Genomic DNA, 20,517 nt, shown 5'->3' with positions numbered 1-20,517 from the left:
GAATCGTCAAATGTAAATTCATCAACTCCAATAAATCTGAAAAGGCGGGATCAGTATGCTGGAATTACAGGAAATCGGAACCGAACGTTCTCTTCATCTGTACCGCACCTTGGCCCAGACATTTAAGAGCGTGAATGAACACGCTGTATCCGGAAGCAAAGTGCATGGCTTCAACCCCACCGCTTACGGGGTGCTCGAAGTGTTATATATGAAAGGAGCACAGCCCATTCAACAAGTCGGTGCACAGCTTCTGCTGCAAAGCGGGAATGTCACTTATGTCATTGACAAGCTGGAGCAAAAGGGACTTTTACATCGAAAACACTGTCCTCAGGATAGACGCATCATTTTCGTAGAATTGACCGAGGAAGGCCAGCGTACGATGGATGACATCTATCCAGGCTACGCACACAAAATAGATCGTGCTGTCAGCGGTCTGAGCGAAGATGATAAAACATTGCTCTCTGAGCTGTTGGAAAGGCTTGCACTCGGTGCGGATCGTTTATCCGCAAACGGCTAAGACCAGCCCCATATCACCTGATCCAAATTAAAAATAACCGGTTCGCCTAAATAGGCGGTACCGGTTATTCGTATTGTTAATCAAAGGTACAGAATCCACATCAACACCGTGAGGGCAGCGACAACCAATCCACCCGCAATCAGCAAATCGACAATGTAACTGGACAGACCTGAACGGCTGTGACCCTCAATCTCCCTCTGAGTCTCTTCGTACTTGCTTTTGGCTTCATCTTCCTTCGACGAATTCAGATTATTGGGAAACATCATCCTCACCTCTACTCCCAATGAGATATCTATATTATCCTGTGTTGGTCTGCTCCTGCTTACGGACTCTATTCAAAATCCATCCCAGACCTGATTGCCACAGCAAAAAAACAAAAGATGTTATTACTACGTATTGATAAGGGCCAGCATACTGAAAGGCATCCATTTTGTACACAAAGATGGAGAACAACAGCGCACTGCCTACACCAAGAAGAAAATAAGCTACGATTGTATATATTACCTTGGATACAGGTCTGTTCATTTTCAGGGAAGCAAGCACACTGTCCGCAACTAACGATAAAGGCAGGATCAGAAACAGAAGAAGAGCCAAGTTGATAAGAATGCTTATGATCAATGTATACCAGATGGGATAGTAATATGTATGTTCCGCTCGTTCCGCCAAGGGAACATATTTCATGAGTCCGACAACTAGGGTAAGCGAAATACATGTCAGATTGACTGCCAGCAGCTTGATTGGAAAGGGTATTAACCAGAATGATTGCAGCGATTGCTTACTCATGTTAACTCGCCTCCCATTCCATTATTGTAAATTATAGATAATCCCTTCTAGAAAATAATAAACAAAAAAGCAGCCGAGAAACAGCTGCTTGATCCAAATAATTATTCATTTTACTTCGTTTAATTCCCTGAAGCTTGTGCTTGTGGCGGAGCATCTGCATTTTCGGGAACGATTAACCGTTTGCGCAAGGCCAGTGTCGTTACCCATGAGATAATGGCAATGACAAACATGATGACGAACAAGGAATGCAGACTTCCTTCCAACACGTTACGCAGTAGCGCCCATTTGTCATCCGACAGAGCAGCTTCCGTATGCGGAGCAAGCAGTTGATTCAGATCCCCATCCGAGATCCCCGCTTCCGCCAGATGCTGTTCGCTCGACAACGTTGATATTCGGTAATTCAACCATGTGCCGAAGGCTGCTGCACCAATGGTTTGTCCGAGCGTACGCATAAAGGTATGTAGCGCCGTCGAAGATCCACGCTCTTTATACCCAACCGACGACTGTGAAATGATCGTGAATATCGTAAAAGCAAATCCGAATCCGAGTCCGTAAATAAAGGTCAAAATAAACAGTACGGCTTGGGGTGATGTTCCACCGACCAGGAAGAGTCCACCCGATCCAATGGCAATCCCGGTTAATCCAATCACCGCTGTTAAGCGTGATCCAATTTTCATCAGCAGACGGCCGGCAAGTACACTACCGATCAGCCAGCCAACAGACATCGGTGCAAGCAACAACCCTGATTCGGTCGCGTTACCGCCCCGAACCCCCTGTACCCAAAGTGGCAAATAACTGGTTAGGCCAATCATCAGAGTACTGGTCAGTAGTCCGGCGATATTCGCCACCCGGATGTCCCGAATACGGAATAGATGGAGAGGTACCATCGGAGCCTGGGCTCTTTTTTCCACCACAAAAAATAAAATCATAAACAAAATAGCCACGATACTCAATCCCACAATAATAGGAGAACTCCAGGCATAATACTGTCCACCTGCGGACAATACAAAGAGCAATGCTGTGATGCCGACGGTAAAGGTCAACGCACCCATATAGTCAATTTTCGCGGTACGCGGAGACATTTCTTCCTTCAAATAACGGAATACAAACCACATCGCCAGCAGTCCGAACGGCAAATTAAACCCAAAAATCCACTGCCAGCCCAGATTGTCAACGAAATAACCGCCCAGCAGCGGTCCGGCCAGAGATGAAATGCCCCACACGGAGCTAATCCAGCCCTGTATTTTGCCCCGTTCTTCAAGGCGATAGATGTCACCAATGATCGTAAACGTAACAGGCACAACCGCACCTGCACCAATCCCTTGAATCGCTCTAAAAATAATCAGTTGCTCCATGTTCTGCGAAAGGCAGCACAGAAGCGAACCCAGTAAGAATAAGGCACAGCCAATCAGGAATACTGGCTTTCGTCCGTATAGATCACTGATTTTGCCAAAAATCGGCGTGCTCACAGCCATCGTTAACAGATAAGCAGTGAAAATCCAGCTCAACAGCTGCACACTTCCCAACTCACTGACAATGGTTGGCCCTGCCGGACCAATTACTGTACCTTCAATTGCAGACAAAAAAGTCGCCAGCAGCAATCCCGCCAGGATGAAACTGCGGTTCAAACCTCCGGTTGTATTCACACAAACCCTTCTCTCTTCAATTCTCTATATAATTTGGAACATTGATTTACACAGCCCACTACGAACCAGAACAACCTTTCGATCGCTGTTATCCCCAGATTTTTTTCATCCCCTTCAAAGGGAAAATCCGGTGATAAATGCGAACGCTACGCTTCTCCAGCTTTGTTCTGCCCCTTCGTTATTGTGTAAATTTCAATGTGAAAAAATTATATATTGTTTTCTCTATTTATCTCTCTTACGCAAAAACTCATCGTATAACAATGAATACATCACCATATCCTTATATCCGGTAGACGTATGCTGCACCTGACGCAGCAGGCCTTCCCGCGTGAAACCGCGGTTCGTCAGAAACTCTCCCGAAGCGAGATTACGCGGATCAACCAGCGCTTCAATCCGATTGAGCCCCATCGTCTCATACCCAAACGGTAGCATAACCGAAAATACTTCCGTCATATAACCGTGACGCCAGTAGTCGCGCCCAAGTTCATAACCGATCTCCCCACGGAATGCGCCTTCAAGTTGCCATGTGTTATATCCGCAACTTCCGATGAGCCGGCCCGTTTCCTTGAGTTCAATGCCCCAGCGAATCGCCTCCTCTTCTCCTGCCATTTGGTTCAGCAGCCCAATCATATCCGCAGCCTCACTTGTCCCAATCATGGGCGCCAAATTCATATACCGGGTCACCTCCCGGTCTGACCAGCAAGCGAACATCTGGGCCGCATCCCGGCGGCGCATTTTGCGTAGACGCAGCCTTTCTGTCTCTAGTTCGGGAATTCTCCCTTTGCATTTATACATGAAAAGACACTCCGTTCCGATCTATCCCACAGACCTCATATTCAATAGCCATCTAACCATAACCTGCACCGAATGGCAACTGTTCAATCATCGTAATTACGTCAAAAAACCGGGCCACTTCCGCTCCCGGTCTTGTTGTACGTATGGATCAACTCAAGTTTGCATCCTATTTCGGGACACCTTATCCCAATTTGGTCAGGCTGTAGACGTCTTCTTGCCCGTCCCCAGCAGCTCCTCACTAACCCGGCCGAACACGGCTATGATTTCCTTAAACTCCTCAATGCCAGTCCCGGTAAGGCTCCATTGATCTCCATGGGCGGTTAGGAAGTTCTCCTGTGTCAGATGCTCAAGCTCCTGCTTGATCTCCCGTTCTCCAACGCGATATCCCCGTTCTTCCAATAGAGGCAGTGCGTCGCTAACGGTTAAATCCTGTTTTTGGGCTAGATATAGAAGATGAATTCGTACAAAAAGATTCTGTACCTCTGCATGCATAAGCCAAGCTCCTTCCCGGGTTGTAGCCCGCCGTGGTTGCTAAGTATTTACCCCACGCAGGAAGATGAGAAACAGGAGGAATATTCATGCCTGACCTGCCCTTTCCGAAATCCTCCGCTTGACTAACCGCATGCTCTGCACTATCTTGAAAATAAGTACCATTTTTGCTCGGGAGGGTGATTCATCATGTTTCAAGCTGTTTCTTATGAAGGAACACGAAGCGAGCAGCAAACCGCCGTCCTGGGACAGTTAAGTGCTCTGATCCGCGATGAACCTAGCGATATTGCCAATCTGGCAAACGCTGCGGCGTTGCTCAATGTATTTATGACCGATACCAATTGGGTCGGATTCTATCTGTATGATGGAAAAGAACTTGTACTCGGTCCATTCCAGGGACTTCCTGCCTGCATCCGTATTCCACTTGGACGCGGTGTATGCGGCACTTCTGCTGCGGAACGACGTACGATGGTCGTTGAAGATGTTCATGCCTTTCCAGGCCATATCGCCTGTGATGCCGCATCGAACAGTGAAATCGTTGTACCCATTATCAAAAACGGCGAATTGTACGGGGTGCTCGACATCGATAGCCCGCTCAAAAACCGTTTTGACGATGAAGACCGCGTCTTCCTGGAAAAGGCGGTAAGCCTGATTACAGAGCAGCTGGAGTTATCCTAACTGCCTGAAGTAAGGTCTTAAGCCGATGGAGAGTTCATCGGTTTTACGATGATATGCAATAACAAAGAGCGCACTCCTCCTAGAGGATCTGCGCTCTTTGTTATGATTATTTTTCTTCACACCCATGTTCTGCTCGCCCATGATACTTTATGCATCTAGGATAAATCCTGTTCCGCCTTAATCATCATCCCATCTCGTAAAAACTCGGCCAACTTGGGGTGGTAACCATCATACATCTGGCGAAAATTTTTGTGCTCGACGTACAGATTGCCCAGATCACGGTAAATCTCTGCCGTTGGGGTGTAATAATCCTTGATCCAATCGAGATGTCTGCCAATAATCTGCTGTACTTCCGAACTGGCGGGTTCTAACCCATCCTCAATAGCGCCCTGCAAGTCCAAGTGAATCCGGTCAATCTTCGCCTGTGAATCGAGAAAATCTTCCTTCGACTTCATCTCCTGACCCTCAGGCAGTGTGGATGACTCCGGGGTATTGGCGCTGTACTTCTGACTGGCCTCTGTCTGCAACTGTTCATAATAGTCATTCTTTGCCGCATGGTCAGAGGTCGTTTCATTCAAAAGCTGGTGACGCCCCTTATTCGAAAAACCAGCGTACAGTTTGTACTCATCCAGTTCCTGCTCTCCACGTAAATAGGAGATGGTTTTGTCCAGTGTCTGAATCATTCCGTGCAGATGAAGTGCCTTCTCCAGCATCTCGATCCGATGCTGCTGCATAATACGGATCATGTCACGGGGAGTATCCCTGAGCATGGGGCCGATCTCTTCCTCCTCCATGCCTACTTCTTTACAGAACAGAATCTGCTGTAGTCTCAGCAGCTCAGGCTTCTCATAGTAGATACCCTCATCTTGACCCACGAAGGCTGGATTCAGCAGACCTGTCTCTGCGTACTGTCCCAATTCACTCAGACTTACACCGGACATCCCGGATACATCAACCATGGAATATGCCATTTGAATACACCTCCTGTCTCGCCTGTAACTCCTAGGTTCAGGCTTGTTCATACTGCATTTTATTTAAATTCAAGTGAGATATTATAAGACTTTCAACAATTCTGTACCCCAGTAATCCGTTCATTTCTCTGGATGGATACACAACGCTTCAGTGATATGAACGGCATGTATTTGTAGATTTGCGGTATGATAAGTATTTATACCCTTCTCATCAGATGTGAACCCGAGGTTAATAAAGAAAGGCTATGTATTTTTTTTACGGTAAGGACTGGATGTAGAAAAGAAAAAAATCCTGCACCCACTAACTTGGGCACAGGATCACCTTGTTCTATTTCATCTCGAATATCCGCTCGTCCTATGAGTGGATATTTAATTCTTGTTAAACATAACAAACTTCAATTCGGTCATTTCCTCTACGGCATATTTGACACCTTCACGCCCCATCCCGCTCTGCTTCACACCGCCATAAGGCATATGATCTACACGGAAAGTGGGAATATCATTAATCATCACGCCGCCAGCTTCGATGTGGTCCGCTGCATGCAAAGCAGTATGAATATCATTGGTGAATACACCCGCCTGAAGCCCATAGATGGAATCATTCACATGCTCAATGCCTTCTTCAACCGAATCCACCGTATTAATGACAACAATCGGGGCAAAGACCTCCTGACAAGACACCTTGGCATCACGAGGAACGTTAACAAGCACAGTTGGACGCAATACGCCTCCCTCAGCTTCACCGCCTGCTGCAACCTTAGCGCCTGCCTGCTTGGCCTCATCAATCCAATCCAGTGTACGCTGTACATCTTTGGAAGTGATGAGCGCAGAGACAACGGTATCCGGATTCAACGGGTCTCCAACCACGACTTTTTGGGCTGCTTCAGCAAAACGACGAATGAACTCATCCGCGATCGCGCTGTGCACATAAATCCGCTGCAGCGAGATACATACCTGACCTTGGTAAGTAAAAGCCCCGGTCACACATCTCGGTACCACGTTGTCCAAATTGGCATCCGCGTCTATAATGACGGCTGCATTTGACCCCAGCTCCAATGTTACGCGTTTCAGTCCGGCTTTGCTGCGAATGCTGGTACCTACAGCGGGGCTGCCTGTAAACGTAATATGGGCCACGTCAGGATGCTCTACAAGTACATCACCAATCGTTTTGCCGTCACCGCTCACCACATTCAATGCGCCATCCGGTAATCCCGCTTCCTGAAGCAAATTGGCAATATAATACGAAGACAACGGCGTCTGCTCCGCAGGCTTCAATACAATTGTATTGCCTGCTGCCAGCGCCGGTCCTACTTTGTGAGCCACCAGGTTCATCGGAAAATTAAACGGCGTAATCGCTCCAATAACGCCCAAAGGCTGCCGCATCGTGTAGCCTACACGTCCTTCTCCGCCTTTGGCTGCGTCCATGGGAACCGTCTCTCCTGTAAGCCGCTTGGCTTCCTCTGCGGCGAAACGATACGTTTCCACCGTACGGTCAACCTCGGCGAGTGCCGCAGTAATCGGCTTCGCTGCCTCCAGTGCAATTATCCGTGCTGCTTCTTCCTTCCGTTCTTCCAGCAGGGTGGACAGCTTGTAAAGGATATCTGCACGCTGGTAAGCAGGCATTCTGCGCATCTCTTTGCCCGCCTGAACTGCGGCGGCAATCGCGGCTTCCACTTCCTCAGCTGTCGCCGAGGACACGTCTGCCAGTGTTTCTTTCGAGTACGGTGCCTGAAGTGCTATATAGTCTACTGATTCGGTGGGCTTGCCCCCGATGAACAGATGTTGTTTTTTCATTGTTGTATCCTCCATTCATGTTTAACGCAGAGTTTTCCCATACCTATTTATACACCACTTTAGCATCATCAACACAAGAAAGTCATACCACTATTTGACAGTCATCACCGGACATCCTGCATGTTTCAAGACGCCGTGGCTGACACTGCCCACGACGATTTCAGCGAGCATGCTTTTTCCGGCCGTTCCCATCACAATGAGATCACAGTCTCTATCCTTCGCTACACGGCCGATCTCATTCACGGGATCACCAGCAATCAGCAATGTTTCATAATGAACAGAACGAGCGGCTAACAATTCATTAACGGGTTGTATGATATGCTGCCCTTCTTCAGCGATCCGCGCTTCCAGATCTACACCCAGTGCGGGCTCATTTAGCGAGATCGAAGGATTAACATGTACAATAATCAAGGAAGCCGTTTGTTTCAGACTTTCTGCCAGAACAACAGCTTGCTCCAGAGCTTTGTGTGCATGGTCCGACCCATCGACAGCAACCAATATTCGTTTCAGCATTTTCCATTCCTCCTGTTCATTAATGATGCGTAATGGCAGCATCGATATCACGCAGATGTCTGCGGCGTACCAGAAGCACAACGACCCCAATCAGAACCATCAATGCGCCAAAATAAAACGGTGTCTCCGGCAGGAACCACTCGGACAATTTACCAGCAAGCCAAGGTGCCAACGCACCTCCAAGGAACCGGACAAAGCTGTATGCAGCCGATGCCACAGAACGTTCAACTGGTGCAGCTTCCATAACTGCCGTCGTAATTAATGTGTTGTTGATCCCAAGGAAAATCCCGGCCACAATAACGGCCACAATAACCGTTGTGGATGATCCCATCACCGTACCCACAGCCATCACCAGCAAATCTAAGGCGAATAGGGTCAGCATGACGCTCATGGAAGGAACCGATCCGAATCGACGTTGCAGTCTTGGTGCAACAAATACAGACGTAATTGCCAGCATCAAACCCCAACCGAAGAATACATAACCAAGTCCGTGCTCATCCAGATTCATGACATAAGGTGAATAAGCCATCAAGGTAAAGAAACCAAAGTTATACAGGAAGGCGGTAATCGCCAATGTTTTCAATGAAGGATAACCCAGAGCCTTGAACGGATCGGACAAGGAACTGCGTGTTTTGGGTTTGGCCATCTTAGGCAGCATAAACGTAATACTGATAAAAGCAATCGCCATCAGAACAGCTACACCAAAGAACGGGCTACGCCATGAGATGGAACCCAGTTCACCACCGAGCAATGGACCAACGGCAATCCCCAGACCAAGCGCTGCTTCGTATAAAATAATCGCTTTGGCTGTCCCCGAAGTGGACAGTCCTACAATAGCGGATAATGCGGTTGCGATGAACAGGGCATTCCCTAGTCCCCAACCACCACGGTAACCGACGAGAGCACCTACAGTGTCAGAGGTCCCGCCGAGGAAAGAGAAAACAATGATCAGCAAAATCCCGCTGAGCAGTGTCCACTTCACACCAATCCGGCTGGATACAACACCTGTAATCAGCATGGCTACCCCGGTAACCGCGTTATAACTTGTAAACAATAAAGATACCTGGCTTTTGGAAGCATGCAGTTGATCTGCAATCGCAGGCAAAATCGGGTCAACCAATCCTAGTCCCATAAAGGAGATAATACAGGCGAAGGCTACTGCCCATACCGCTCTGGGCTGGGATAACAGACCTCCACGGGATGACGGCAATTCGTCAGGTAATGAGGGTTCTCTTTTCATATGTGATTCCTCCTGGTTCATGATTTATGTTGTGAAACAAATTGTGAAAAAGAATGAAATTCTCATCATTATTTTCAGAAATTTAGGAAAGAAAACGGCACAAATGACACCGGATCTTCCGGTGCTAATCGTGGAATACTCAGTTATGTGTCGTTCTCGTGCCCTTCTAATCGTCGAATGCCGTTCTGGACCCGTTCACGCAATTCCTCAAGTTCCTCCTGAACGGCGTGAATGCTCTGAAGTTTCTGCTCGATCAGTTGCAGCTGGTCATCCAACGTCGTTTCCATCTTGGTGAGTTTTTCGATCCGCTCTCTCACTTCAGTGGTCTGCTGGTAGTCAAAACGCTGTTCGTTCAGCGCATCCGCCGTTGCCACATAGGTATGTAGCTCCTGAAGCGAGAAACCCAGCACTTCCTTCGCCCGAACCACCTTTTTGAGATAATCTATATCTTCCCGGGTGTATAATCGTGTGCCCCCGTCCGTCCGCTGAGGTGAAGGCATAACACCGATCTCTTCGTAATACCGAATGGTACGCTTGGTCAAACCACATTCCTTGGCTACGTCATCGATTTTATATAAACTCATTTCCTTCACCTCACTTTTATATGTCTATAATGTTATGTATATAATTATATATATTATTAACGTTAACGTCAACGTTAGATTTTTGGCTCGAATATGTAGTATGTCTCAAACAAGGATAAATTATCACAGTGTTAATTTTTAAAATACGTTGTTAAAAGCAGTTATCTGTTATCCTCCGCCTCTATAAGATGCAAAAAAGATCCGCTCGCGCGGATCTTCGTTCAGGTGCGATTTCACATTGTGCCTCTATGCGCCTTGCTTCTTCTGTCCCTGTTGCTGGACACGCTGCATTTCCTTCAAGCGGCCTTCAACCTTAGTAAACAGTCGTACCGTATAGAACACAACAGCGAAGAGACTCAGAACCAATGCTTGTACATCGGTAAACCAGAAACCGAGAATACCAAACACCGTAATAATCACACCAAACTGCATCATCAGATTGGCGCTATATCGTTGTGCTTCTTCCCACAATTCCGGGTTACTCATCGCGCGCGGGGTGCGGTAACCATATATGCCATTAATTTTTTTCGGCGGTTTTTTGTAAACCATTAACCCCAATACGAAATAACATACACCGCATATCAAACCAACAATTGCTCCTGCCACAATGTCCTCCCCTAACTCCATTAAAAATACACCACAGATATTAAAACAAAAAAACGGCTCTACGTATATACGAAGAGCCGTCCGGATCGTTTCGTAAAACTTAGATGTCCTTCACCCGTAGTACACGCATGGCATTAAGGACAGCCAGCACGGTCACCCCTACATCAGAGAATACTGCTTCCCACATGGTGGCAATTCCGAACACACCCAGTAGCAGGAAGATCGCTTTGACACCCAACGCAAAACCTATATTTTGCCAGACAATAGTTCGTGTTCGTTTTGCAATCCGGATCGCACTTGCCAGTCTGGATGGTTCATCCGTCATGATGACAACGTCTGCCGCTTCAATTGCGGCATCCGAACCAAGTCCACCCATCGCTACACCAACATCGGCACGCGCCAGAACTGGTGTATCGTTAATGCCATCACCGACAAACACCATTTTCTCCTTCGGTGATTTAGCAGCTTCGAGGCCCTCCAGCTGTTCGACTTTATGCTGTGGCAACAGCTCAGCGTATACTTCATCGACACCCAGCTCACGCCCTACAGCTTCACCAACAGCCTTGGCATCCCCGGTCAGCATCACTGTTTTGCGGATACCGAGCTTCTTGAGTGCCTGAATGGCTGCCGCTGCATCATCCTTCACCTCATCGGCAATGATCAAGTGACCGACATACGAACCGGATTCGGCAACGTGCACCACCGTGCCTACGGTTTGTGGAGTCGTGTAGGAGATACCTGCCTGCTCCATCAATTTGGCGTTACCAGCAAGCACTTCACGTCCATCCACACTGACCTTGATGCCATGTCCAGCTATCTCATCGTAATCGGCGACACCCTGGGTCCGGATATCTTTTGCCCAAGCTGCGCGAATGGATTCAGCAATCGGATGATTGGAATGGGCTTCGGCAATTGCAGCAAGCTCCATCAATTCATCTTCCGTACGCCCACCTTCAGGACGGATGGCTGTTACTTTGAAAACACCTTTGGTTAGTGTACCCGTTTTATCAAAAACAACGACTTTGACATCGTTCAAGGCTTCAAGGTAGTTACTTCCTTTGATGAGTATACCGTTACGCGAGGCAGCTCCGATGCCCCCGAAAAAACCAAGCGGAATGGAAACGACCAGCGCACACGGACAAGAGATCACGAGGAAGACCAGTGCACGATAGATCCAATCGGCGAATGTCGCACCACTGAGCATCAGTGGCGGAACGAGCGCAATCAATGCGGCCAGGATGACAACAACCGGCGTGTAATACCGGGCGAATTTGCTAATAAAATGTTCCGTTTTGGCTTTGCGGCTGCTCGCATTCTGCACCAGGTCCAAAATTTTGGATACAGTGGATTCACCAAATGTTTTCGTTACTTCAATGGTCAACATCCCGTTTTTGTTCACGAACCCACTCAGTACATCACTGCCGGGTTCCAGTTCACGCGGAACTGACTCACCTGTCAGAGCGGAAGTGTCCACCATGGAACGACCTGACTTAACGATCCCGTCCAGAGGTACCCGCTCACCCGCTTTAACCACGATGCGATCTCCAATGCGCACTTCTTCCGGAGAAACCCGCTTGGTCTCTTCTCCTGCACCAATCAACATATTGGCATAGTCCGGGCGAATATCCATAAGCGACTGGATTGACTTCCTTGAGCGATTAACCGCCAGCCCCTGAAACAGCTCACCAAGCTGATAGAAGAGCATAACCGCAACACCTTCGGGGTATTGACCAATGGCAAAAGCACCGATGGTAGCCACGGACATCAGGAAGTATTCATCGAATACCTGACCGCGAATAATATTTTTGAACGCCTGGAGAACGATATCTCCCCCTGCGATCAGATAAGCGACAACATAGAGTGCAAGCTGCGCCCACCCTTCCAGCGGAGACCAGATCGCAGCTGCCATCAGAATGGAGCCTGCCGCCAAGCGTGCCAGCAACACCTTTGTCTGTCCAGCGCCATGTTCATGCGAGTGTCCGGCATGAGCGTCATGGTCGTGACTGTCTGCATGACCGTGATCGTGTCCGGCAAGACTTCCCTGATGATGCGCGTGATCTTGATGATGGCCGTGGTCATGATCATGCGTTCCATGTGCATGATCATGGTCATGGGAGTGACCAGCATGATCGTGCCCACTCGGAGTATGTTCATGCGTGTGAGTCCCGCTGTCTGTATGCGCCTGCACATTGCGGTTGGCGTGATTTATTGAATCAGCAGCACCACGACTGCCTTGTGATGATTTACCTTTTTCCGAAATACGAATATGCGGCTCCAGCCGAAGCACTTTGCGTTTCGCTTCTTCCACCACCTGCTCATCCATATCGGATGTGGTGTGCATGGATAAGGTTTTGGTCACAAAATTGACCGAGCAATCGGTAATGCCTTTAATTTTTTTGACGCCATTCTCAATCTTCAATGCACAGTTCGCGCAATCCAATCCATCCAGCAGCAGTTCCCTTTTCACCTGTTCCTGTCCGGTTCCCATGTGAACTCTCCCCTTTGCAGTACGTAAAGCTTGATTATTTTCCGTAATTTTTTTATGTTACAATCAATATATGAGCAATCATTCATATGTTTTGTTAACCCTATTATATGCACGCTTAAACACGAGTGTCAACAATTCCAGTTGATTTTTCATACAAAATATGCTAATAGTAATCATTTCGCTTTAGACGTTTTTTGGATATAATAGGCTTATCGAAGAACATTTGATCAAATCAAAGGTTGAGTTAATATAGGTGGTGATAGGAAATGGAACAACCGGTTAAAGCTCCAGCCGAATGCGACGCGGCCTGCTCTGGAACAGAGGCTGACGTGCAAACCATTCGTGCTTCTCTCATGGATCGCGAGACCTCTTCGGAGATGGCTGATTGGTTCAAGGCTTTCAGCGACCCGACACGGCTTCGTATTATTGATGCGCTGTTGCAGAAGGAATTATGTGTGCACGATCTGACGGTGCTGCTCGATATGGGACAGTCGGCCATTTCGCACCAGCTGCGATCACTCCGTAACATGAGAATTGTCAAGCGGCGTAAAGAAGGCAAGACCGTTTATTATTCTCTGGATGATGCACACATTGAGCAGATCTTCCTGCAGACGCTTCAGCATATTAAACATAGCTAGGCATTAGCCTGCCTGTTCACACAACAGAACCCCCGCCTCTCGGCTGTTAGCCGATGGACGGGGGTTCTGTTAATTAAGGGCACCGTTTTGCCAGAAAAGGAAGTTTATCATGGATCTAGCCACGGATATGCCCACTCCAGTTACAATAGATTGTTATTCTTCGGATCATACAGGCCGGATCTTTCCTTGAACCAGTTGAAGATATGCGACACACATACTTTCAGCACCGCGTATCCTGGAACGGCCAGCAGAATGCCCACTACACCGAACAGATTACCTGAAGTCAGGATGACAAAGATAATGGTAATGGGGTGAATTTTAAGCGTTTTGCCCATAATCTGAGGTGAGATGAATTTACCCTCAATTAATTGCACGACCGTCCACACCGCTACCATCTTCAGCAGCATGAGCGGAGAAGTGACCAGAGCCACGATCAACGCAGGCGTTATCGCGATTGCAGGTCCCAGGTACGGTACAACACTGGTGAAGGATGCAATAATCGCGAGAATCAGCGCATAGTCCAGACCAATAATCATATAACCAATGTAGAGCAGAATACCAATGCAGAAGCTGACGATAATCTGTCCACGAATGAACGAACTTATCTGGTGATTGATATCTTCCAGCACATGCATTGCACCTGTACGACTCTTGATTGGCAGGAAAGACAGAATTTTCGATGGAAGCTTCTTGCCGTCTTTCAACAGATAGAACAGGATAAACGGAACCGTTACAATGGATAACACCGTCTCGGTGAACGCTCCGAGGAATCCGCCCAATTTGGTCCAGGTCGAGTTCAGAATTTCAGTGGCTTTCTGGGAGATTGTGCCCCACCAGTCCTGAGAATTCAGATTCACTGTCTCCTGGAACTGACCGAACAGCTTGCTACCCGTAAGCTCCTCAAACTGATGTTTAACCGTCTCACTGTACGTTGGGAAGTTTTCAATCAGTCCCACAATCTGATTACGTACGACCGGAATGACCGCCAGCACGACGACTGTCAGAATACCCCCGATAGCGAGATATAAGATCAAAATGGACCAGCCGCGCTTGATCTTCCACTTTTCCATCACATCCACAATCGGATTCAGCAGGTAATAGAGAATACCCGACAGAATAATCGGCAGCACAATCGTCTTGATCAGTACCGCCAGCGGGTGCAAAACAAAGGATACTTTGGTAAGAACCATCACGTTCAGTCCTACCAGCAGCAAAATTAACAGAAAAAGGACAAACTTATTATTCAAAAAAAATCGTTTAAACCGATCTGGCCAGATGCGGGGTTGCTCGGGTTGCTCCATAGGCGTGTCTTCCTCTCTTATGTATCCTTTATCAAAGCATAAGCTGTAAACCTGCATGTTTCTTGACTGCGCATAAAGTTGCTTGTACAAGCCAACATATGTATAACACACTGAGTTTATACGTATGGCGCTGTTTAACCGTTTCAAATTAGACCAGTAAGTTCATTTTACCCTAAAAAGAACCTTCTGCCCCATACGTCTCCTTTGAAAAATATCCCTACCAAAAAACGGCTCGCCTCCGAAGAGACAAACCGTTAATATCTCAGCGGCATTCGAGCCTTATGTTCACGTCCGCTGTTACGTTTATGCTTTTGTTTATGCTTTTCCCGCAAGTTGAGCGATCAGCTCGTACGAGTGTAGGCGTGCCTGATGATCATAAATCATCGACGTAATAATCAGCTCATCCGCCTGTGTCTGAGTAATAAATGATTCCAGTTGACCACGCACGGTCTCTGGAGAACCGTTTACAGCTGCTTTCAGCGTCTGCTCTACACCAGCTTTCTCACGATCCGTCCATTTGCCTTCCATATCGGCTGGTGGCTGCACCAATCCGGTTGTGCCACGAATAATGTTCAGGAACTGCTGCTGCATCGTCGTACCAAGCCATGCGGCTTCTTCGTCGGTATCCGCAACGACTGCATTTACACCCACAATAACATGGGGCTCTTTCAAGTGATCGGATGGCTGGAAACTGCTCCGATACGTTTCAAGTGCAATCCGGGTGTAATCCGGTGAGAAGTGGCTGGCAAAAGCAAACGGTAATCCCAGCTGTCCTGCGAGACGAGCACTGAAATCACTGGAGCCGAGCAGGTAAATCGGGATATTCAATCCTTCACCGGGTACTGCGCGAACAGGCGCATGATACGATGTAGCAGAAGCATCGAAATATGCTCTAAGCTCAGCCAGCAATTCGGGGAAATCTTCACCGCTGTTCAGGTCTTTGCGCAAAGCGAGAGACGTGCGTCGGTCACTTCCTGGTGCACGGCCCAGCCCAAGGTCAATACGGCCTGGATACAGGGACTCCAGTGTGCCAAACTGCTCGGCAATCACAAGCGGAGCATGGTTAGGCAGCATGATTCCACCTGAACCGAGACGAATGGTCTTCGTTCCACCTGCAAGGTAACCAATGACAACCGAAGTCGCGGAAGAAGCGATGCCCGGCATGTTGTGGTGTTCCGCTACCCAGTAACGGTGATATCCCCAACGCTCTGCGTGCTGAGCAAGATCCAGACTGTTGCGAAGCGCATCCGCAGGCGTGGCCCCCACAACGACAGGAGCCAAATCCAGAATGGACAATTTAACGTCGTTAATATGTTTTTTATGGGATGAAGCTGTGTTTTCGGTAGACATAATAGAAATTTCTCCTCTGTGGGTATATTTTTATTTTTGTATATCCAGATATATAGATGTAAAAGCGTAAAAAATGATGTTTAGAGCTACTCCTCAAGCCGTTTACATCCGGACGGAATACCCGCTTGCACCTGCATTCTTGCTTCCGTCTCGGCGTCCGGCTTATAGCTCGTGCTGTACGTACTCGGCAAATTGACGAATGGTTTCTTCGTTGCGGCGATAATACGTCCACTGTCCCCTGCGCTCGGAGATCAGCAACCCGGCTTTGAGCATGGTCAGCAGATAGCTGGATATGACGGATTGAGCCAGTCCGGCCTTCACCTGAATCGTTCCAACACATATGCCGCTCTTTCCTGCATCCGGATGCTGGGATAACTCCAGCGGTGGAAAGTGTTGCTCCGGGTTTTTGAGCCACAACAGAATCTGTCGGCGTGTCTCGTTGGATAATGCTTTGAAAATGAGTATAGGTTCCATGGGTAAGATTATACCGCCTTTCTTTCATTTTGCAAACCAAACAGACCGATTCGACGAACGAACCGGCCTGCCAATAAATACATGTGTATACGTTTAGAACTTGGTGCTGACCGTTTCTTTTACTTGTTCCAGCATGGACTGATAAGCCGTAGCTTTACATAGACACCTATTTATATTCAAGCTTTTTTTAATGAACGAGCCCTAGACCTTCCATTGAGGAAGAACCGGGGCTTGTGATATTTATATATATACATGAGATCACGTTAACTTTAATCAAGCCACTGCGTGACTTTATCCAAAGGCTGACGGGATTTCTCGCGTGGTGGATCTTCCGCACGATAACCAAAGGCTGCCATGACGGAAACATCCCATAGTCCATCCTCCAACAGACCTTCCTCTTCCAGAATACGATGTACACCCTCATAGTTAAACCCTTCAATCGGGCAGGAATCGATACCAATCAGCGCTGCCGCAGTCATCATATTACCGAGAGCGATATAGGTCTGTTTGGACGCCCAGTCAAATAAAGTACGCGGGTTCTCAAGCATTCGTTGGTTCTTTTGGAACTTGCCATAAGCTTCACGGGTCAACTCAAATACGTCATCTGGCATGCCCTTGATTTCTTTCAGCATATATTCTGCGTAAGGCGAGTTATAACTCGCATCAGACCGCGCCAGAATAACAATAAAATGGCTTGCCTTCGCCAATTGTTTCTGAGCCCCGGAAGAAACTTCGGACAGATGCATGCGCAAGTCCGGGTTCTGCACAATCAGAAATTTCCATGGTTCTAATCCGATTGAGCTTGGCGACAATCGTCCCGTTTCTAGAATAAACTCAAAATCTTCTGCCGAAATGATACGTGAAGCATCAAACTGTTTGGTTGCATGCCGAAAATAGTAAGCATTCAAAACGTTTTCTTTTATAATGGCTTTTGCCGAAGATTCCATATGATTCGCACATCCTTTTCTTGTTTATGTTCATGTTTATGGTATAAACCGAACACCTGAGTGTTATTTTAGTGTTTATAATCAAAATATAAAAGTACGCACAATAATGTTTCTTAGTTTATAAAAGTAACTTTTGTTTTCTAACAAGGGTTTCCAATGGTCAAGGGCGCACCCTATTGTAACAAAAACAAGTCGCCATGGATCTGCTGCTCCCCAAGGCGACTTACCTGTAATTCGTATCAGAGGTTATTGTGATCACGACAATTACAACTGTTCCATGAACTCATTTTCCGAGATGACCGTAAATCCCTCTTGCCGCAGCAAAGCAGAAGTAACCCCTTCGCCCACGACTTTGTGGTTGGCAAAGTTGCCATCGTAGATCATCTGTGTACCGCAGGAGGGACTGAATTCTTTGAGCACCACACAGCTGACATCCATTTTTTGCGCCCATTCAAGTGTCTGGTAGGCTCCTTTAATGTACAGATCCGTGACGTCCTTGCCACTCTTCTCAATTACCTTGGCTGTTCCTGCCAGCACATCCTTACCCGTACCGCCGATAATTTCAGCTGGCTCCCGCGGGGTGGAAAATCCTCCAAGCAGCTCCGGGCAGACCATCTTTGCCTCATCCTGCTCCACAAGCTCCTGAATCTTTGCATCCAGACTCGCTGTTCCGTTGTAACGGCAGGCTACGCCAGCAAGACATGAACTCACCAAATATTTCATCGTTATGCTCCTTATGCTCCATCCATCTATTAAAATTGATTGTACCATATGGAATCAAGTCTAAAGATTGGCATCCCTTGTAATCATCGTAATACGAGCATCCTCATTATATCGAACCTGAAAAACATCCTTAGTCGATTCCAGTTCAAATGTAACGATTCCCGGGGCTTCGGTATTTCGACGGAGTTTATATGCTTGAAGATCAACTTTGAATATTTTTTTAATTAAAGGTTCTACCTTTTCCCTGAGGGTCGATTCTTTTACTTGAAGAAGCTTCTCATGATAAGCCTCCACTTCTTCCCAGGTAGTATAGTCTTTTTGATAAGAATTCGCATCTATAATGGCATAATTAAGACCCAAAGTACCTTCAATCGTCTGAACAAAATAGTTATTTTCAAAGCTAAAAGTAATGATATCTCTACCATTTTCATCATCTTTTGTCCGGTGTATGCTAATCAGATCAAGATCAGCGTTGCCAGTAAACGCCTCAATGGAATCCTCTGCATACACCAAAGCAGTTTGAGAAACTTGTTTAGGATCGAGATCACCGGAAACAGAGATAGCTTCATCCCGCAACCAAATAATCTCTCCATAGCTTTTTTTATTCTCTAACATAAGTGTAGTATACGATTCCGGCTCTAATTCGCCCTGCTTCATTCCCACATATCGATTGGCTGATATTGGTGTGAGCGCAGGGTCCCCACCAATGCCTTGAAGCAGTGAAGGAACTTGACGCAGGTACCGATGCTCCAGCTCATTAGCCGACATCTCCCGTCTCATCTGTACCTCACGTAGATTGCCTGTTGCCGCATCAAGCCATATCAGCGCATATTCTGCATCTCCTTCTTTTCCAGCCTCGACCGAGACTCTTCCGGAGACAGGCAGGTCCTGCACTTTGGTTATGAGTAATTGTTTGCCAAGATAGTCTCGCATCGTGACGGCTACATTCTTTTTCATCTTGTCTGTGAGCAGGCTCATGCCGGCATCATCCGTAAATTGCAGCGCTGCTGTGGGATATACTTTTTCAATTACAGGCTCCACAATCTGTCCGTTCCAGAGAATGACCGCCGCTGCCACGGCTGCAATCGTCGTGCACGCCATAACGGCTCTACGGGAGCGAAAACGGCGTCTGTGTTGATTTTGCAGTTTTTTTTGCTCGGCAGACTTATCCCCAGCAGCATCGCTCATTTTCTGTGCAGATCCCGATTTAAGCCAGGCTACCTGGCGAAATACGTTCTGCTTATGCTCCTCGGTAAAAGGAGACACCGCAAACGGCTCCTGTTTGACTACTTTTTCCCATTCGTCATCGATATGTTTCATTCGCTTCGCTCCTCCCACTGTTTCCGTACTTTGGCCTTCGCCCTGGACAGTCGCGATTTGACCGTTCCCGCGCTGATGCCCAGCATTTCCGCAATTTCCCCCGTCGTAAGCTCATACTTCAGATGCAGCAAAAGCATTTCCCGGAATTTGTCCGGCAGAGCCATGATGATGTCCCAGATTTCATGAACGTGCTCCCTGCCAATCGCCTCGGCTTCGGCAGAGGGGTGAACAAATTTTTCAGGCTTCATTTCGCCTTGGCTCGTATTAACCTGTTCCGTGTGGATTGGCAGTGTCTCTCCCCATAGACTGCTGCGAAAAAATCTGGACTTCCGGTATGTAAATGTCGTGTTCCTAGTAATGGTCAGCAGCCATGTCTTCAATGAGCATTCTCCTCGAAAATGGGCGATCCCGGAATATGCCCGGATAAACACCTCCTGTGACAATTCATCTGCCTGCTCGGTACTTTTGGTCAGAAAGTACGCGTAGTTCCATACGTCGTTCCCGTAATCATCCATCATATTGCTAAGTGTGTAATTGTCGATCGTCTGAGCGTGTGCCAGATATTGATAGTCCAACTGATGTTCACCTCACTTAATAAGACTGCATCCAATCGGGTTTAGTTCCCAAACGGTTTATTTCTTCTCCCTATCCTGCAAAATA

At 47.5% G+C, this 20,517-nt stretch carries 22 protein-coding genes; 3 read left to right on the top strand and 19 right to left on the bottom strand.

Annotated features, from left to right (window positions below; genetic code table 11):
- Positions 1–55 precede the first annotated feature (55 nt).
- The gene (locus AC3ITG_RS03285; protein WP_062326256.1) at positions 56–517 is read left to right on the top strand and encodes a MarR family winged helix-turn-helix transcriptional regulator; all 462 of its coding nucleotides are present in this window, start codon (positions 56–58) and stop codon (positions 515–517) included.
- 80 nt (positions 518–597) lie between these two features.
- Here AC3ITG_RS03285 and AC3ITG_RS03280 read toward each other — a convergent pair whose 3' ends face one another.
- The 5 genes from AC3ITG_RS03280 to AC3ITG_RS03260 form a co-directional block, all read right to left on the bottom strand.
- Complete coding sequence (locus tag AC3ITG_RS03280) at positions 598–783, bottom strand: hypothetical protein (RefSeq protein WP_175480690.1); 186 nt, start codon at positions 781–783, stop codon at positions 598–600.
- A 31-nt stretch (positions 784–814) separates the two neighbouring features.
- Positions 815–1,300 carry a hypothetical protein gene (locus AC3ITG_RS03275; RefSeq protein ID WP_489252783.1) on the bottom strand — a complete coding sequence of 162 codons (486 nt, stop codon included), beginning with the start codon at positions 1,298–1,300 and terminating at the stop codon, positions 815–817.
- Positions 1,301–1,419: 119 nt separating this feature from the next.
- On the bottom strand, positions 1,420–2,928 hold the full coding sequence (locus tag AC3ITG_RS03270) for an MDR family MFS transporter (protein WP_413379425.1): 1,509 nt from the start codon (positions 2,926–2,928) through the stop codon (positions 1,420–1,422).
- 240 nt (positions 2,929–3,168) lie between these two features.
- Positions 3,169–3,741 carry a GNAT family N-acetyltransferase gene (locus AC3ITG_RS03265; protein WP_413375055.1) on the bottom strand — a complete coding sequence of 191 codons (573 nt, stop codon included), beginning with the start codon at positions 3,739–3,741 and terminating at the stop codon, positions 3,169–3,171.
- A gap of 195 nt (positions 3,742–3,936) precedes the next feature.
- Positions 3,937–4,233: a hypothetical protein gene (locus AC3ITG_RS03260; RefSeq protein WP_413375053.1), complete on the bottom strand. Its 297-nt coding sequence runs from the start codon at positions 4,231–4,233 to the stop codon at positions 3,937–3,939.
- A 186-nt stretch (positions 4,234–4,419) separates the two neighbouring features.
- On the opposite strand from AC3ITG_RS03260, the gene AC3ITG_RS03255 reads away from it, so the two are divergent.
- Positions 4,420–4,908, top strand: coding sequence for a GAF domain-containing protein (locus AC3ITG_RS03255; protein WP_090999242.1), 489 nt, complete (start codon positions 4,420–4,422; stop codon positions 4,906–4,908).
- Between the two features lie 155 nt (positions 4,909–5,063).
- On the opposite strand, the gene AC3ITG_RS03250 is transcribed toward AC3ITG_RS03255, so the two are convergent.
- The 7 genes from AC3ITG_RS03250 to AC3ITG_RS03220 all read right to left on the bottom strand — a co-directional run bounded on the left by AC3ITG_RS03250 (position 5,064) and on the right by AC3ITG_RS03220 (position 13,104).
- Positions 5,064–5,879, bottom strand: coding sequence for a MerR family transcriptional regulator (locus AC3ITG_RS03250; RefSeq protein WP_413375051.1), 816 nt, complete (start codon positions 5,877–5,879; stop codon positions 5,064–5,066).
- A 369-nt stretch (positions 5,880–6,248) separates the two neighbouring features.
- A complete protein-coding gene (locus tag AC3ITG_RS03245; RefSeq protein ID WP_489252782.1) occupies positions 6,249–7,673 on the bottom strand; it encodes an aldehyde dehydrogenase family protein in 1,425 nt (474 codons plus the stop codon).
- Between the two features lie 90 nt (positions 7,674–7,763).
- Complete coding sequence (locus tag AC3ITG_RS03240; RefSeq protein WP_489252781.1) at positions 7,764–8,186, bottom strand: universal stress protein; 423 nt, start codon at positions 8,184–8,186, stop codon at positions 7,764–7,766.
- Between the two features lie 19 nt (positions 8,187–8,205).
- Complete coding sequence (locus AC3ITG_RS03235) at positions 8,206–9,426, bottom strand: MFS transporter (protein ID WP_489252780.1); 1,221 nt, start codon at positions 9,424–9,426, stop codon at positions 8,206–8,208.
- Positions 9,427–9,569: 143 nt separating this feature from the next.
- A complete protein-coding gene (locus AC3ITG_RS03230; protein WP_090999248.1) occupies positions 9,570–10,010 on the bottom strand; it encodes a helix-turn-helix domain-containing protein in 441 nt (146 codons plus the stop codon).
- 246 nt (positions 10,011–10,256) lie between these two features.
- Entirely contained in the window at positions 10,257–10,616 is a 360-nt protein-coding gene (locus tag AC3ITG_RS03225) for an SdpI family protein (protein WP_413375043.1), read from the bottom strand.
- A gap of 100 nt (positions 10,617–10,716) precedes the next feature.
- Positions 10,717–13,104 (bottom strand): heavy metal translocating P-type ATPase, encoded by a 2,388-nt coding sequence (locus AC3ITG_RS03220; protein WP_489252779.1) that lies wholly within the window; start codon positions 13,102–13,104, stop codon positions 10,717–10,719.
- Positions 13,105–13,370: 266 nt separating this feature from the next.
- Between AC3ITG_RS03220 and AC3ITG_RS03215 the strand changes: the two genes are divergently transcribed.
- Entirely contained in the window at positions 13,371–13,742 is a 372-nt protein-coding gene (locus AC3ITG_RS03215; protein ID WP_076290511.1) for an ArsR/SmtB family transcription factor, read from the top strand.
- 140 nt (positions 13,743–13,882) lie between these two features.
- On the opposite strand, the gene AC3ITG_RS03210 is transcribed toward AC3ITG_RS03215, so the two are convergent.
- The 7 genes from AC3ITG_RS03210 to AC3ITG_RS03180 all read right to left on the bottom strand — a co-directional run bounded on the left by AC3ITG_RS03210 (position 13,883) and on the right by AC3ITG_RS03180 (position 20,432).
- Complete coding sequence (locus AC3ITG_RS03210; RefSeq protein WP_489252778.1) at positions 13,883–15,043, bottom strand: AI-2E family transporter; 1,161 nt, start codon at positions 15,041–15,043, stop codon at positions 13,883–13,885.
- A gap of 315 nt (positions 15,044–15,358) precedes the next feature.
- Positions 15,359–16,393: an LLM class flavin-dependent oxidoreductase gene (locus AC3ITG_RS03205; RefSeq protein ID WP_413375038.1), complete on the bottom strand. Its 1,035-nt coding sequence runs from the start codon at positions 16,391–16,393 to the stop codon at positions 15,359–15,361.
- A gap of 162 nt (positions 16,394–16,555) precedes the next feature.
- Positions 16,556–16,867 carry an ArsR/SmtB family transcription factor gene (locus tag AC3ITG_RS03200; protein WP_063567799.1) on the bottom strand — a complete coding sequence of 104 codons (312 nt, stop codon included), beginning with the start codon at positions 16,865–16,867 and terminating at the stop codon, positions 16,556–16,558.
- Between the two features lie 269 nt (positions 16,868–17,136).
- Positions 17,137–17,814, bottom strand: coding sequence for an NAD(P)H-dependent oxidoreductase (locus AC3ITG_RS03195; RefSeq protein ID WP_489252777.1), 678 nt, complete (start codon positions 17,812–17,814; stop codon positions 17,137–17,139).
- A gap of 264 nt (positions 17,815–18,078) precedes the next feature.
- Positions 18,079–18,537 (bottom strand): 2-thiouracil desulfurase family protein, encoded by a 459-nt coding sequence (locus AC3ITG_RS03190; protein WP_489252776.1) that lies wholly within the window; start codon positions 18,535–18,537, stop codon positions 18,079–18,081.
- Between the two features lie 60 nt (positions 18,538–18,597).
- Positions 18,598–19,857, bottom strand: coding sequence for a hypothetical protein (locus AC3ITG_RS03185; protein ID WP_489252775.1), 1,260 nt, complete (start codon positions 19,855–19,857; stop codon positions 18,598–18,600).
- On the bottom strand, positions 19,854–20,432 hold the full coding sequence (locus AC3ITG_RS03180) for an RNA polymerase sigma factor (protein ID WP_489252774.1): 579 nt from the start codon (positions 20,430–20,432) through the stop codon (positions 19,854–19,856). The genes AC3ITG_RS03185 and AC3ITG_RS03180 overlap by 4 nt, the downstream gene beginning before the upstream one ends.
- Positions 20,433–20,517: the final 85 nt, after the last annotated feature.

The organism is Paenibacillus sp. GL_099_B (assembly GCF_057835695.1).
Note: the sequence above shows the minus strand (reverse complement) of the source record. Positions and strands in the feature narration are given on the sequence as shown.

Coding starts and splice junctions, on each gene's coding strand:
- AC3ITG_RS03285 (WP_062326256.1), top strand. CDS start 56: ATGCTGGAATTACAGGAAATCGGAACCGAACGTTCTCTTCATCTGTAC.
- AC3ITG_RS03280 (WP_175480690.1), bottom strand. CDS start 783: ATGATGTTTCCCAATAATCTGAATTCGTCGAAGGAAGATGAAGCCAAA.
- AC3ITG_RS03275 (WP_489252783.1), bottom strand. CDS start 1,300: ATGAGTAAGCAATCGCTGCAATCATTCTGGTTAATACCCTTTCCAATC.
- AC3ITG_RS03265 (WP_413375055.1), bottom strand. CDS start 3,741: ATGTATAAATGCAAAGGGAGAATTCCCGAACTAGAGACAGAAAGGCTG.
- AC3ITG_RS03260 (WP_413375053.1), bottom strand. CDS start 4,233: ATGCATGCAGAGGTACAGAATCTTTTTGTACGAATTCATCTTCTATAT.
- AC3ITG_RS03255 (WP_090999242.1), top strand. CDS start 4,420: ATGTTTCAAGCTGTTTCTTATGAAGGAACACGAAGCGAGCAGCAAACC.
- AC3ITG_RS03250 (WP_413375051.1), bottom strand. CDS start 5,879: ATGGCATATTCCATGGTTGATGTATCCGGGATGTCCGGTGTAAGTCTG.
- AC3ITG_RS03245 (WP_489252782.1), bottom strand. CDS start 7,673: ATGAAAAAACAACATCTGTTCATCGGGGGCAAGCCCACCGAATCAGTA.
- AC3ITG_RS03240 (WP_489252781.1), bottom strand. CDS start 8,186: ATGCTGAAACGAATATTGGTTGCTGTCGATGGGTCGGACCATGCACAC.
- AC3ITG_RS03235 (WP_489252780.1), bottom strand. CDS start 9,426: ATGAAAAGAGAACCCTCATTACCTGACGAATTGCCGTCATCCCGTGGA.
- AC3ITG_RS03230 (WP_090999248.1), bottom strand. CDS start 10,010: ATGAGTTTATATAAAATCGATGACGTAGCCAAGGAATGTGGTTTGACC.
- AC3ITG_RS03220 (WP_489252779.1), bottom strand. CDS start 13,104: ATGGGAACCGGACAGGAACAGGTGAAAAGGGAACTGCTGCTGGATGGA.
- AC3ITG_RS03215 (WP_076290511.1), top strand. CDS start 13,371: ATGGAACAACCGGTTAAAGCTCCAGCCGAATGCGACGCGGCCTGCTCT.
- AC3ITG_RS03210 (WP_489252778.1), bottom strand. CDS start 15,043: ATGGAGCAACCCGAGCAACCCCGCATCTGGCCAGATCGGTTTAAACGA.
- AC3ITG_RS03205 (WP_413375038.1), bottom strand. CDS start 16,393: ATGTCTACCGAAAACACAGCTTCATCCCATAAAAAACATATTAACGAC.
- AC3ITG_RS03200 (WP_063567799.1), bottom strand. CDS start 16,867: ATGGAACCTATACTCATTTTCAAAGCATTATCCAACGAGACACGCCGA.
- AC3ITG_RS03195 (WP_489252777.1), bottom strand. CDS start 17,814: ATGGAATCTTCGGCAAAAGCCATTATAAAAGAAAACGTTTTGAATGCT.
- AC3ITG_RS03190 (WP_489252776.1), bottom strand. CDS start 18,537: ATGAAATATTTGGTGAGTTCATGTCTTGCTGGCGTAGCCTGCCGTTAC.
- AC3ITG_RS03185 (WP_489252775.1), bottom strand. CDS start 19,857: ATGAAACATATCGATGACGAATGGGAAAAAGTAGTCAAACAGGAGCCG.